Origin of the sequence: Pantoea sp. B550 (genome assembly GCF_024158165.1) — a bacterium.
GTDB classification, from domain to species: domain Bacteria; phylum Pseudomonadota; class Gammaproteobacteria; order Enterobacterales; family Enterobacteriaceae; genus Pantoea; species Pantoea alfalfae.
Genome location: NZ_JAMYXI010000003.1, coordinates 1,688,397 through 1,701,817 on the forward strand (window position 1 = coordinate 1,688,397; position 13,421 = coordinate 1,701,817).

Below are 13,421 nucleotides of genomic sequence, written 5' to 3' on the forward strand. Positions count from 1 at the left end.
TCCGATCTGACCGTGTTACCTGAGCCTGCACAGTCTTACAGCGGGAAGGGGCACACTTTTCAACAATCTCACGCCATCCCAGCCGGGATGGCGTTTTTACTCGCATCCCTCTTCCCCTCACTGACTTTCCACGCCGGTTTTCATCCTGTTATGACCTGTGCAGAGGCGCGCCTCGGGCGCTGAGGCTAATCTGTGAACCATTTCATAAAGCCATGAAATAAACCGCATCGTTGACGCAAAGAAATGAAATTTTCCATCCATCTGATACTATAGCGCTCATTATGCAGCCATTATTCTAATGATACGGGCAGAAGTGATGAACAATAATCCCACCCAACTTTCTCTCTTGCAGGACGATATTCGTCGCCGCTACGAAACGCTGAGCAAGCGTCTTAAACAGGTTGCGCGCTACATCCTTGATAACAGTAACAGTATTGCTTTTGATACCGTCGCCTCAATTGCTCAGCAGGCCGATGTGCCGCCGTCGACGCTGATCCGTTTTGCGAATGCATTTGGCTTCAGCGGCTTCAACGAAATGAAACAGGTTTTTCGTCAGCACCTGATGGAAGAGACGGTCAATTATACCGAGCGCGCGCGTCTGTTTCGTCAGACCTCAACGGACGACAGCGCCAGTGCGCCTGAAAGCCCGGCGGAGATCCTTAACGTCTTTACCATGGTGAACAGCCAGGCGCTGCAGCAGCTGGCGATGCAGGTAAACCCTGAGCAGCTGAACAAAGCAGTGAAGCTGCTGAATGAGGCTGAGAACATCTATGTAATTGGCCTGCGTCGCTCGTTCAGCGTCGCCTCCTATCTGGTCTACGCGCTGCGTCATCTGGAGCGTCGTGCTTTTCTGATTGATGGTCTGGGCGGGATGTTCACCGAGCAGCTCAGCCTGGTTAACCTGAAAGATGTGGTGATTGCGATCAGCTACTCGCCCTATGCGCGTGAAGCGGTCGAGGTAGTCGAAATGGGAGCCAAGCGTGGCGCGCATCAGATTGCCATTACCGACAGTCAGGTCAGCCCACTGGCTGCCTTTAGCGATGTCTGTTTTGTGGTGCGAGAAGCACAGGTCGATGGCTTCCGTTCGCAGGTCGCCTCACTCTGCCTGGCACAGACGCTGGCGGTTTCGCTGGCGCTGAACAACGCAAAGACCAGCTGAGTTTCACACACAAAAAAGGGCAGCGCGACAGGCTGCCCTTTTTACTGATATGAACGCGGGTTATAAACGGTGATTGCTGTTTATTTTTCAGCGAAGACTTACGCTTTCCGTGGATAGCTGTCGCTGTTCACCCAGGCGTGATCTTTCTCCCAGGTAAATTTCCACAGCCGCACCGGCCCCGCCATCACGTTCAGATAGTAGTTGTTGTATCCCGCCAGCGTCGCTACCGGATGATAGCCGCGCGGTACCATCACAACGTCGCGATTATAGGGTGCCATACAGACATCCAGGGAACGGTCGTCGGTGTAAACGCGCTGCATGGCAAAGCCAGGTTCCGGATCGAAACGGTGATAGTAGGTCTCTTCCAGGTAGGTTTCGTTTTCACTCTCCTCCTGGTCGTGCTTGTGGCTGGGATAAGAGCTGGTATCGCCCTCGTTGGTATAGACTTCCACCACCAGCAGGCTATCAGCCGGTTCATTGTCAGGCAGGATATTGTGAACCAGGCGCTGATTGCGCCCTTTTCCGCGATGCTCAACACCGACATCGGCTGGCGCAATCAGTCTTGCAGGCAGATTGCCCTGACCGGGTGCGTTACAGACAGCCAGCTCAAGATCGCTGTCAGCATAGACTTCCACTTCATCATCATGCGGCACATACACAGAATATGGCGGCACACGTTCGAAAGGCGACATGCGCTTACCGATGCCGGGAAATTCAGCATGGCGGGTTTTCACCGAGGCCAGCCCGGCCACCAGCACCAGACACAGCTCTTTATCACCGCTGGTCAGACGCAGGGTTTCCCCTTTTTTCAGCAGATAAGCATCAAAGCCAACATAACGCCAGCCAGCGCGCTCAGGCGTCACATGCTGGATACGACCCTGTGCGTCAGGGGCCTGTGCTTTCGACAGTAAAGACATCCTGATCCTCCTCTCTGTCACGATTGACGCTGCGGTAGGCTCACGGGCGAGGTGCCAGCGAACAAAGCGACCGGCAGACTCTCCTGCCGGTCGCGATCAGCGTTGAAATAGATCAGCCTAAGGTTGGCATACTGAATTCAGACACGGTCTGCTGACCGGACGGCCAGCGCACGGTGGCGGTTTTCATACGGGTATAGAAGCGCACGCCATCCGGCCCGTGAACATTGAGCGCGCCAAACACCGAACGTTTCCAGCCACCGAAGCTGTGAAACGCCATCGGTACCGGAACCGGCACGTTAACACCGACCATGCCCGCTTCAACGTTCTGCACAAACTCACGCGCGGTGTGACCGTTGCTGGTGAAAATGGCGCTGCCGTTACCAAACTCATGGCTGTTGACCAGTTGCAGCGCGCTGTCGTAGTCCGGTGCGCGCATGATGCTCAGCACCGGCCCAAAAATCTCTTCACGCCAGATCACCATCTCAGAGGTGACGTTATCAAACAGCGTGCCACCAACGTAGTAACCTTCGGCGTGGCCTGCAACCTGAACGTTACGGCCATCGACCACCAGCTTCGCGCCTTCCTGCTCGCCTTTATCGATGTAACCCAGCACCTTCTTCTGGTGTGCAGCTGAGACAACTGGCCCCATCTCATTTTCTTCGGCACCCTGATTGATCCCAGGGCCGATCCGCAGCGCTTTCACCAGCGGCGTCAGACGGGCAATCAGTTTGTCGGCAGTATCATCGCCCACCGCGACCACCACTGGCAGCGCCATGCAGCGTTCACCGGCCGAGCCAAATGCGCCGCCCATAATCGCGTTAACGGTGGCATCCAGATCGGCGTCCGGCATAACGATAGCGTGGTTTTTCGCCGCGCCAAACGCCTGCACCCGCTTGCCGTGGGCGCTGGCGGTTTTATAGATATGTTCAGCCACGCCCGATGACCCGACGAAGCTCACCGCAGCAATGCGCGGATCTTTATAGAGCTGTTCAGCATCTTCGTTAGAGCTGTGCACCACGTTGAATACGCCATCCGGCAGACCCGCTTCGGTCAGCAGTTCAGCCATACGCACGGCCGCAGACGGATCCAGCGCTGGTGGCTTCAGAACAAAGGTATTACCGCAGGCCAGGGCGATCGGGAACATCCACAGCGGCACCATTGCGGGGAAGTTAAACGGCGTAATACCCGCCACGACACCCACCGGCTGCATCAGCGAGAAGCTGTCAACGCCGCCGCCGACGTTCGGGGAATATTCACCTTTAAGCAGATGTGGAATCCCGCAGGCAAACTCAATCACTTCAATGCCGCGCGTCAGTTCACCTAACGCATCAGACCAGACTTTGCCATGCTCAGAGACAATCAGCGCCGCCAGCTCATCACGATGCTGCTCCATCAGGGCTTTAAAGTTAAACAGAACGCGGGCGCGACGCAGCGGCGAGGTTTTTGACCAGGCAGCAAATGCGTCATGTGCGACACCAATCGCCTGAGCCACTTCATCAGCGGTACTTTGCGTCAGTTCACGTACCACTTTGCCGGTTGCCGGATCGTAAACAGGAATGGTTTCGTTGCTGGCGCTGAACGTCGTTTGGCCGCCAATAAAGTTACCTATGATTGTCATGATGTTGCCTCTTAAGATGGTTAAGTTCCCTGCAGACGGGCCCTGTGGCCTGCCACACTGCCTGACCAGGCAAACCTGAAAGCGTGCTATGAAGCTATTACAGTGGAATAAATTTTTCAAATAATTCTTTTTGGAAAATTTGCTTTTAGCGGCACGGATCGCATTTTTGCCGCCCTTCAGCGCCTGACGATGTCCCGATGGCAGGAGGCGTTTAATAGCGCTCAGCCTTAGCCTGACAGGCGAATAGCAGAGGTGGTGAGAGCTGGTATTCCTGCGATGTTGCTCCAGCGTTTATGCATCAGACTGAAACGGAATATGAAATTAATGCGAGACCGATCTAATAATTTGCATTTCATAATTCACTATCAATGAAATAAATGTTTTCTTTAGCCCATCATTCTCCTGTCCCGGAGTCAGCGCATGGCTATCGATCCCACCCGTTTCTGTATCAACCGCAAAATTGCGCCCCGGCTCTCGCTGGAGGCCTTCTTTCAGCTGGTTCAGCGTCTGGGGCTGAGCAAGGTCGAACTGCGTAATGACATGCCGGGCGGCAGCGTCACCGATGATCTCAGTACCGTTCAGCTGCGTGCCCTTGCCGATAAGTATCACATCGATATCGTCACGATTAATGCGCTCTATCCGTTTAACCGGATTGATGACGCGCTGCTGACGCGGGCCGAGTCGCTGTTACAGACAGCACAACAGATTGGCGCAAAGGCACTGGTGATGTGTCCACTGAATGAGGGAATTACCGTGTCGCCTCAGCAGACGCAGGCGGCGATGCAGAAGCTGGCGCCGCGCTTTGCCCATTACGGTATTCAGGGTCTGGTCGAGCCGCTGGGGTTTCCGGTCAGCTCACTGCGTTCGATCGTGCAGGCGCAGGAATTGATCGCAGAGGCAGGCGTGCCCTTTAAGCTGCTGCTGGATACCTTTCATCATCATCTCTATGAGCAGGCTGAACAGGAATTTCCGACAGGTATCGATATTGACCAGATTGGGCTGGTGCATCTTTCGGGCGTGGAAGATCGGCGTCCGACTGCCGAACTGACCGACGACGAACGGATCATGCTGAGTGACAACGATGTGCTGAAGAGCGTGGTGCAGGTTAAACGGCTGGAAATGCTCGGCTACAAAGGCGTCTACGCCTTTGAGCCGTTCTCCGGTCAGCTCAACAGCTGGACCCCGGCGGAGATTGAACGCCAGATCCGCCACAGTATTGAACTGCTGCAGGCCTGAAGCCTGTTTCAGCCATAATTTATACGTTTATCTGTGTCTGAAAAGACGTTATGGCCCACTGCTGGGCCATTTTTTTTATCCTGAACTCTCGTCCGTTACTGACGCTGAAGCGTGACGCCGCTGCAGACGCAGCGTGCAGAAAAACGCGACGCAGACCAGCAATCCCGTGAGCAGATAGACGCGTGAAACATCCGCATAATTCATGATGAACCCGGCCAGTGGCCCGGTTATTCCCAGCGACAGATCCATAAAAGCGGTGTAGGTCGCCAGGGCGCTGCCCTGATTCTGCTGCGGCACTACTTTTACCGCCACCACACCCAGCGCCGGGAACACCAGTGAGAATCCGGCGCCGGTCAGAAACGCGCCCGCTTTTGCCATCCAGGGATCACCCGCTGCAGCGACCAGAAAGAGTCCGGCAGCCTCAACCGCCAGACAGACGCTGGCGACCCGCAGGCCACCATGGCGGTTAATTGCATTCGGAAACAGCAGGCGCGCCCCGACGAAAGCAGCGCTGAACAGGGAGAGCGCAAAGGCGGCCCCTTCCCAGCCTTTATCCTGATAGAACAGCGTGATAAAGGTGGCAATCACGCCGAAACCTGCCGATCCCATCGCCAGAATTGCGCCAAAGCCAGCGATTTTCCCCAGCACCGCCCGAAACGGCAGCGGTCTGGCGCGGCTGGCTTTTACCGCCGGACGCGGGACCGCGCAGACGATGCCGACCACGCAGATGGCCACAATCACCAGTGACAGCCACAGCAGCCCACCTGCCCGGAAGATTACCACGCCCAGCGGCGCGCCTATCGCCATCGCACCGTAGGTGACGATGCCGTTCCAGGAAATCACGCGGCCAATGTGCAGTGACCCCACCCGCGCCACCCCCCACAACGAGGTGCCGGTGCCAGTAAAGCTCTGGCCCACACCCAGAATCAACCGGCCCACGCAGAGCAGTATCAGGCTCCACACCGGTGATGCGATCAGCGCCGCCAGCAGAATACACAATCCGCTAATCAGACAGCCCACCAGACCGGTCACCACCACTTTCTTTGGTCCCCAGAGATCGGCATAGCGCCCGGCGTGTGGCCGGCTCAGCAGTGTTGCCACATATTGCAGGCTGATCACCACGCCCGCCCAGAATGCGCTGAAGCCCAGCTGGTCATGCACCCAGCCAGGCAGGACCGCCAGCGGCAGACCAATAGTGAGATAGCTGGCAAAGTTGTAGGCGACGATAGAGAGGATCAGCAGCGAGATATTCAGGCTTCCGGATGGAGCATTCTGTTCCGCTGCAGGCTGTTCAGGCATAGGTTCTCGCGCGTAGTTGGCTGAATGATAAGGTTTATCCTTTAACTATACCCGCTTTCGTCACTGGCGCATCCCAATGGCTCGGTTATCGGGCAGCAGAACGCGGCGTAAAAACAGGAACAGCAGGGCGTCGCGGCCCTGGCGTCATAGCTGAGTGCGATGGCGCTGATTAACTCGCTATTATGCCGCCGCGCTTTACCGTTTCTCTGATAAATCAGATTGTTAATTTTCTTTCAGCTACACTTCCAACAGCCAGATTACGTCACGGGAGAGGCAATGAGCGAGCTGCAACGGGAAAAGATTGGACAAAATATTCTGATAAAACTGGCAATGCTGGTCATCATTCTTGCCGGGGTTCGGGCCGCGTCCGATATTCTGGTCCCGCTTCTGCTGGCGGCGTTCTTTGCCATTGTGCTGAATCCGTTGGTGACAATGCTGATGCGTCGTGGCTTCCGCCGTGGACTGGCGATTGGGCTGGTCATTACTGTGATCTTCTGCGGTATTCTGCTGCTGGGTGCCATCATCGCCAGCTCGATGAGCGAGTTTTCTGATCTCTACCCGCAACTGCGCGCCACCATGGAGCAGAAAATGACGGTGTTGCAACATCTGGCGGCGGGTTTTCATCTCAATATTTCTACCGATGCGCTGGTACAGCGCTTTGACCCGAATACCATGATGAACCTGGCGAGCGTGGCGCTCAGCGGCTTTTCCGGCGCGATGACCAATACCGTGCTGCTGGTGCTTACCGTGGTCTTTATGCTGTTTGAGGTTCATCACCTGCCTTACAAAATGCGTAACGCACTGGTAAATCCCAAAATTCGCATCGCCGGGCTGCATAAGGCGCTGAAAGGTGTAACGCACTATCTGGCGCTAAAAACCCTGGTGAGTCTCATCACCGGCATCGCCGTCTGGTTGAGTCTCTATCTGCTGGATGTAAAGTTCGCGCTGCTGTGGGGCGTCGTGGCATTTATCCTCAACTATATTCCTAATATCGGCCCGATTATTGCCGGCATTCCGCCTTTTCTGCAGGCGCTGTTACTGAACAGCCTGTTTGATGCCGCGATGGTGGCAGCGCTGTTTACCGCGATTCATATGGTGTTTGGTAACATGCTGGAACCGCGTCTGATGGGTCGCGGCCTGGGTTTATCAACGCTGGTGGTATTTCTGTCACTGGTCTTCTGGGGCTGGCTGCTCGGACCGGTCGGCATGCTGCTCTCGGTGCCGCTGACCAGCATTACCAAAATCCTGATGGAGACCACGCCGGGCGGCAGCCGTCTGGCGATTATGCTGGGCACCGGACGACCTAAACGCGTTCGGGGATTAACCAAGTAGCCGCTGCTGGACGTGCTGCAGATGGCTCTCCATCGCCTGGCGGGCTACTGCTTCGTCGCCTGCCACAATCGCGTCGGCGATCTGCTGATGGTCAGCGTTCATCGCCTGCGCAAAGCTGTTATCGGCATAATGGCGTTCCAGCCGCTGCACGTGTGGGCTATGACGCCGGTTCCAGAGCTGCTCCAGCAGGTCGCGTAACACGTCATTGCCACTCATCTCGCCGATCAGCAGATGAAAGCGTTTATCCTGCTCCAGAAACGCCGCGTCGTTTTCATTGTACTGCTGCAGTTCAGCGGTCAGCGCCAGCAGCGCCTCACGCTGCACGGCGGTTCCGTTACGGGCGGCAAATCCTGCCAGCATGCCTTCAAAGGCTTCACGCGCCTGCAAAAGGTCCTGCAGGCTGCAGGTTTCACTCTCCTGCGGGATTGCGGCCTGTGGCAGTGGCTGAGCGACGTAAACACCGTTGCCGGTACGGATATCGACCCAGCCGGTCATCTCCAGCGCAATCAATGCTTCACGCACTGACGAACGGCTGACACCCAGCTGTTTTGCCAGCTCGCGCTCGGGCGGTAACAGGCCACCCGCCACAAAATCACCGCGCGCGATACCGGCCATAATGGCGTTGGCGATCTGACGGTACAGGCGCTCCGTTTTAATGACTGGCAGGTTCATTACCTTCTCCTTTTATTCCGCATAAACCGCTCACTTGCCGGATGCAGTTTGTCATGCTGCGATCCGGATCACGGCCCTGTTTTGCCCTCTATCATACTCTTGGCCCAGCGGCCTGACCACTGGGCCGCATCACAGTTGAGGAGTAAAAATGGAACATACATGGCGATGGTACGGTCCGAACGACCCGGTCTCCCTGGATGATGCCCGTCAGGCGGGCGCAACCGGTATTGTGACGGCGCTGCACCATATCCCTAACGGCGAAGTGTGGCCGGTTGAGGAGATTAAAGCGCGTCAGGCGCTGCTGGCGGAAAAAGGTCTGGTCTGGTCGGTAGTGGAGAGCATTCCGGTTCATGAGGCGATCAAAACCCAGCGCGGTGACTACCTTCGCTATATCGCCAGCTATCAGCAGTCGATACGCAATCTGGCCGCCTGCGGCATTGATACCGTCTGCTACAACTTTATGCCGGTGCTGGACTGGACGCGCACCGATCTCGCCTGGACGCTGCCGGATGGCGCAAAAGCGCTACGCTTCGACGCCGACGCTTTCGCCGCCTTCGAACTTTATCTGCTGCAGCGTCCGGGTGCGGAGCAGGATTACAGCGCGGCTGAACAGCAGGCCGCCGCTCAGCGCTTTGCCGCCATGAGCGCTGAAGAGAAAAGCACGCTGGTGCGCAATATTATCGCCGGTCTGCCTGGGGCCGAAGAGGGTTACACGCTGGAGCAGTTCCAGGCACAGCTGGCGCAGTATGACGGCATCGACAAAGCAACACTGCGCGAGCATATGGCGACTTTCCTGCGCGCCATTGTGCCGGTTGCCGAAGAGGTGGGTATTAAACTGGCAGTACATCCGGACGATCCACCGCGCCCGATTCTGGGCCTGCCGCGCATTATCTCTACCCAGGAAGATATGCAGTGGCTGAAGGAAACCGTGGACAGTCTGCACAACGGTTTCTGTTTCTGTACGGGTTCCTATGGCGTGCGTGCCGACAATGCGCTGCTTGAGATGGCGGAAACCTATGCCGACCGCATTAACTTTGTCCACCTGCGCGCCACAAAACGCGAGGATAACCCCAACAGCTTCCATGAAGCCGCGCACCTGGCGGGCGACGTCGATATGGTCGGTGTCATCAGGGTCATTCTGGCGGAAGAGCAGCGGCGTCGCCAGGCAGGCAATCAGCGAGCGATTCCGATGCGTCCCGATCACGGCCATCAGATGCTGGATGACCTGCATAAGCATACCAATCCCGGCTATTCTGCCATTGGCCGGCTGAAAGGACTGGCTGAACTGCGCGGCGTTGAAGTGGCGCTGAAACAGATCTATTTTGCTGATTGAGAAACACGTTTACCCTGCGCCCGCTCTCAGGCGGGCCAGGGTCTCCCCGGGCTACCGCAAGTGATTCGCCCTTTTGCCGCGCCTGTCGTCCCTGCTCATCTGATTTTTTTGCTGAATACCAATAAAGGCAAAACAACCTGTCATTAAATGCAAAGTCTGGTCGATAATTGACCTGAGTCAGTTCAGTTGATGGCAAAAACGCTAATCTGCACCGCCCGGAGAAATGCTATGCTGCGCCACTGATTAGCCCCTCCGTATAATACCAATAATATCCAGAGGATTTAGCGGTGCCGCTACTAAAACGAAAACGCGACTACGCCAGGCTGGTGATTATTATCTCCGGTGTGCTGCCTCTGATTATTGGCATTTTTTTCACCGCCCTTGATGCGCGCCATACCGTTCGGCAGCAGCAGGTGAGCGCGGCAAACACCCTGTTATCTCAGGCCGAGAGAATGAGCGACAGCGCGTGGGATATGATTACTGAGCTGCGCCAGTTTCAGCATCAGTCGTGCCGCCAGATTGAAAACCAGTTGCAGCGCATCGGTTCGCTGAATCCCTATTTTCGCGCCGTCGGTAAGATGGAAGAAAACAGAATTGCCTGCTCTTCAGCCTATGGTACAAAACCGGGTTCTCTGAGCGATATGATCATGCGTGACGCGCCGGTCACCGGAAAAGCCTGGTGGAGCCTGTCGATTGCAGGAACCACAGGTGTGCCGGATCGTCCCGCAGTGATTTTTATGCGCGATCTGCCCGATGGTGAGGGATTCTGGGCAGTGATTGATGGCCAGTATCTCATCGATTTTATGCGCGCTATCAGCAGCACCCATCTCTATCATTTCAGCATGGAGTTTAACGACGGCGCGCCGATCTCGTTTGGCGATCCGCAAATCGCCCTGTCCGGCTGGTTTGAACCGCTGATTTATCAGGCCGGCTCCAGTCGATATCCGCTCTCTGTCACCCTTATTGCCTCACCCTCTGAGCTGATCTCGGCATGGCGTCAGGTGATGTTGATCATCATGCCGATGGCGATAATTTTCTCTATTCTGCTGATGATGCTGATGGCGAACTGGCTGCAACGGCGTATTTCCTGGCGCGATGAGATTCGACGGGCCATCGCCAGCGGCCAGTTCAGGGCGCACTATCAGCCCGTCTATGACAACCGACAGCAGCGCTGCAGCGGCGCAGAGGCACTGCTGCGCTGGACAACACCGGACGGTAACGGGATCCGGCCCGATATTTTTATCGGTGCCGCTGAAGCGGAAGGCATGATTGTGCCGCTGACCCGTCATCTGCTCGATTTAATTGCAGAGGATGTGCAGGCGTGGCAGGTTGAGCCAGGCTTCCATCTGGCTATCAATGTGGCGGCCGATCATCTGCAGCATCCGGATTTTGTCGACGATATGCTGCACTTCGCCGGGCGGGTAAAAGAGAAGCAGTTCCTGATTACCCTGGAGCTGACCGAACGCAGCCTGATCAAAGACGGCGTTGAGGTAGCACGCAAACTGGAGCAGCTGCGCGGTTGCGGAATGAAAGTCGCGATTGATGATTTTGGTACCGGTCACTGTTCGCTGAGTTATTTACAGACCTTTACGATGGATTATCTGAAGATCGATCGCGGCTTTATCAACGCGATTGAATCCCTGGAGGGCAGAACCCCGGTACTGGATGCAATCATTCAGCTCAGTCATGAGCTTAAGCTGGAAGTCCTGGGGGAAGGCGTCGAAAACGCATTGCAGTTCAGCTATCTGCATCGGCGCGGCGTAGTCTTTATCCAGGGCTATTATTATGCCCGCCCGATGGACAACGCGGCGCTGATCGCCTGGCTCGCCAGGCAGGGCGAACAGCCGGTTAAAGCGGATCATGCCTCTGAGACTCATCAGACAGTCAGCCTCTGAACCGCCCCTGAACTTAACAGACTCGCCGCGCAATATCGGCGTCTAAGCGTCTTTGTTAAGCCGCCTGGCTTACTGCCATCCGGCTCTGTATAGCGAATAACCACCTGCGGCGTCGCTATCGCCGCGCATCACCCTCAATTTGCTGAAAAAAACGGCGGTTGTCACGCAGCGTGATAATTTTTTCGCAGCTAATCAGCCGCATCAGTGGTAAAAATAGCTGTATGTAGCCCAAACATGACAGATATCACACAAAAACGGTATACTCTGTCGCTGTTCGCAATAATCACAACAGTAATTATTGTGTCAGTGAGCGCGTAAACCGCGCTTATTTGAAGCTATGCTTAAATTTCTCAACGCAGCGGTCTGATGACTCACCGCGGCTCGCGCCGTTGAGGACTTTCGTGTTCCATTACAGGGTAATTCTATGAAATTGCGTAGGAAGCGTGTAAAACCAATTGGGATCGATGATGTGACTATCATCGATGATGCCCGTTTACGTAAAGCCATCACCGCGGCCTCTCTGGGGAACGCGATGGAGTGGTTCGACTTCGGTGTTTATGGCTTTGTGGCCTATGCACTGGGTAAAGTCTTCTTCCCGGATGCATCACCAGGCGTGCAGATGATCGCCGCGCTGGGTACCTTCTCTGTCCCCTTCCTGATCCGTCCGCTAGGTGGTCTGTTCTTCGGTATGCTGGGCGACAAATATGGTCGTCAGAAAATTCTCTCTATCACCATCATCATCATGTCGGTCAGTACGTTCTGTATCGGCCTGATACCCTCCTATGCCTCCATCGGCATCTGGGCACCGATTCTGCTGCTGTTAGCCAAGATGGCACAGGGCTTCTCGGTAGGCGGTGAATATACCGGTGCGTCTATCTTTGTGGCCGAATATTCGCCTGACCGTAAACGCGGCTTTATGGGAAGCTGGCTCGACTTCGGTTCGATTGCGGGCTTTGTGCTCGGCGCGGGCCTGGTCGTGCTGATTTCCTCTATTATCGGGGAAGAGCGCTTCCTTGAGTGGGGCTGGCGTCTGCCGTTCTTCGTCGCGCTGCCGCTGGGCATCATCGGTCTTTACCTGCGCCATGCGCTGGAAGAGACCCCGGCATTCCAGCAGCATGTGGACAAACTGGAACAGGGCGACCGTGAAGGCCTGCAGGATGGTCCGCAGGTTTCATTTAAAGAGATTGCGACCAAACACTGGCGCAGCCTGCTCTCCTGTATCGGTCTGGTTATCGCCACGAACGTCACCTACTACATGTTGCTGACGTACATGCCGAGCTACCTGTCGCACAACCTGCATTACAGCGAAGATCACGGCGTGATGATTATCATCGCCATCATGATTGGTATGCTGTTTGTTCAGCCGATGATCGGCATGATGAGTGACCGTTTCGGCCGCCGTCCGTTTATCATCATCGGCAGTATCGCCCTGCTGGTCTTCGCGATTCCCGCCTTCATGATGATCAACAGTGGCGTGCTGGGCCTGATTTTTGGTGGTCTGCTGCTGATGGCGGTGATCCTCAACGCCTTTACCGGTGTGATGGCCTCGTCACTGCCTGCGATGTTCCCGACGCACATCCGCTACAGTGCGCTGGCGAGTGCGTTTAACATCTCGGTACTGGTTGCCGGTCTGACGCCAACGCTGGCGGCCTGGCTGGTAGAAACCACCAACAACCTCTACATGCCAGCCTACTATCTGATGGTGGTCGCGGTGATTGGTCTGATTACCGGTCTGTTCATGAAAGAGACGGCGAACAAGCCACTGAAAGGTGCCACGCCGGCCGCCTCAGACATGGAAGAAGCGCGCGAAATCCTGCAGGAGCATCACGATAACATCGAGCACAAAATCGAAGATATCGACGAAGAGATTGCCCGCCTGGAAGCGAAACGTAAAAACCTGGTGCAGCAGCATCCGGATATCAACGAGTAATCGTTCTGCTCTCCCGCCGCCCGGCGGGAG

At 55.8% G+C, this 13,421-nt stretch carries 10 protein-coding genes; 6 read left to right on the plus strand and 4 right to left on the minus strand.

The features are described 5' to 3' along the window. Window positions 1–316: 316 nt before the first annotated feature. Window positions 317–1,159 (plus strand): MurR/RpiR family transcriptional regulator, encoded by an 843-nt coding sequence (locus NIM72_RS11020; RefSeq protein WP_253420338.1) that lies wholly within the window; start codon window positions 317–319, stop codon window positions 1,157–1,159. 98 nt (window positions 1,160–1,257) lie between these two features. On the opposite strand, the gene iolB is transcribed toward NIM72_RS11020, so the two are convergent. Then, on the minus strand, window positions 1,258–2,076 hold the full coding sequence (gene iolB, locus NIM72_RS11025; RefSeq protein WP_161735564.1) for a 5-deoxy-glucuronate isomerase: 819 nt from the start codon (window positions 2,074–2,076) through the stop codon (window positions 1,258–1,260). 112 nt (window positions 2,077–2,188) lie between these two features. Next, the gene (locus NIM72_RS11030; protein ID WP_161735566.1) at window positions 2,189–3,694 is read right to left on the minus strand and encodes a CoA-acylating methylmalonate-semialdehyde dehydrogenase; all 1,506 of its coding nucleotides are present in this window, start codon (window positions 3,692–3,694) and stop codon (window positions 2,189–2,191) included. A gap of 420 nt (window positions 3,695–4,114) precedes the next feature. Between NIM72_RS11030 and NIM72_RS11035 the strand changes: the two genes are divergently transcribed. Then, on the plus strand, window positions 4,115–4,930 hold the full coding sequence (locus NIM72_RS11035; protein WP_253420341.1) for a TIM barrel protein: 816 nt from the start codon (window positions 4,115–4,117) through the stop codon (window positions 4,928–4,930). Between the two features lie 75 nt (window positions 4,931–5,005). Here the strand turns inward: NIM72_RS11035 and NIM72_RS11040 are convergent, their stop codons facing one another. Continuing rightward, window positions 5,006–6,229 carry an MFS transporter gene (locus NIM72_RS11040; protein ID WP_222924882.1) on the minus strand — a complete coding sequence of 408 codons (1,224 nt, stop codon included), beginning with the start codon at window positions 6,227–6,229 and terminating at the stop codon, window positions 5,006–5,008. Between the two features lie 276 nt (window positions 6,230–6,505). Between NIM72_RS11040 and NIM72_RS11045 the strand changes: the two genes are divergently transcribed. Further along, window positions 6,506–7,561, plus strand: a complete 1,056-nt coding sequence (locus tag NIM72_RS11045) for an AI-2E family transporter (protein WP_161734145.1) — start codon at window positions 6,506–6,508, stop codon at window positions 7,559–7,561. On the opposite strand, the gene NIM72_RS11050 is transcribed toward NIM72_RS11045, so the two are convergent. Continuing rightward, window positions 7,550–8,233, minus strand: coding sequence for a FadR/GntR family transcriptional regulator (locus NIM72_RS11050; protein ID WP_222924881.1), 684 nt, complete (start codon window positions 8,231–8,233; stop codon window positions 7,550–7,552). The two genes, NIM72_RS11045 and NIM72_RS11050, sit on opposite strands and share 12 nt — an antisense overlap. A gap of 148 nt (window positions 8,234–8,381) precedes the next feature. On the opposite strand from NIM72_RS11050, the gene uxuA reads away from it, so the two are divergent. The 3 genes from uxuA (at window position 8,382) to proP (ending at window position 13,391) form a co-directional block, all read left to right on the plus strand. After that, complete coding sequence (uxuA, locus tag NIM72_RS11055) at window positions 8,382–9,566, plus strand: mannonate dehydratase (RefSeq protein WP_253420344.1); 1,185 nt, start codon at window positions 8,382–8,384, stop codon at window positions 9,564–9,566. A gap of 287 nt (window positions 9,567–9,853) precedes the next feature. Then, window positions 9,854–11,461, plus strand: coding sequence for an EAL domain-containing protein (locus tag NIM72_RS11060; protein WP_253420347.1), 1,608 nt, complete (start codon window positions 9,854–9,856; stop codon window positions 11,459–11,461). A 424-nt stretch (window positions 11,462–11,885) separates the two neighbouring features. Then, complete coding sequence (gene proP / locus NIM72_RS11065; RefSeq protein WP_161734137.1) at window positions 11,886–13,391, plus strand: glycine betaine/L-proline transporter ProP; 1,506 nt, start codon at window positions 11,886–11,888, stop codon at window positions 13,389–13,391. Window positions 13,392–13,421 lie beyond the last annotated feature (30 nt).

Bases quoted from the DNA above. Each gene is read 5' to 3' on its own strand.
- uxuA (WP_253420344.1), top strand. From the start codon at position 8,382: ATGGAACATACATGGCGATGGTACGGTCCGAACGACCCGGTCTCCCTG.
- NIM72_RS11045 (WP_161734145.1), top strand. From the start codon at position 6,506: ATGAGCGAGCTGCAACGGGAAAAGATTGGACAAAATATTCTGATAAAA.
- NIM72_RS11020 (WP_253420338.1), top strand. From the start codon at position 317: ATGAACAATAATCCCACCCAACTTTCTCTCTTGCAGGACGATATTCGT.
- NIM72_RS11050 (WP_222924881.1), bottom strand. From the start codon at position 8,233: ATGAACCTGCCAGTCATTAAAACGGAGCGCCTGTACCGTCAGATCGCC.
- NIM72_RS11030 (WP_161735566.1), bottom strand. From the start codon at position 3,694: ATGACAATCATAGGTAACTTTATTGGCGGCCAAACGACGTTCAGCGCC.
- NIM72_RS11035 (WP_253420341.1), top strand. From the start codon at position 4,115: ATGGCTATCGATCCCACCCGTTTCTGTATCAACCGCAAAATTGCGCCC.
- iolB (WP_161735564.1), bottom strand. From the start codon at position 2,076: ATGTCTTTACTGTCGAAAGCACAGGCCCCTGACGCACAGGGTCGTATC.
- NIM72_RS11040 (WP_222924882.1), bottom strand. From the start codon at position 6,229: ATGCCTGAACAGCCTGCAGCGGAACAGAATGCTCCATCCGGAAGCCTG.
- proP (WP_161734137.1), top strand. From the start codon at position 11,886: ATGAAATTGCGTAGGAAGCGTGTAAAACCAATTGGGATCGATGATGTG.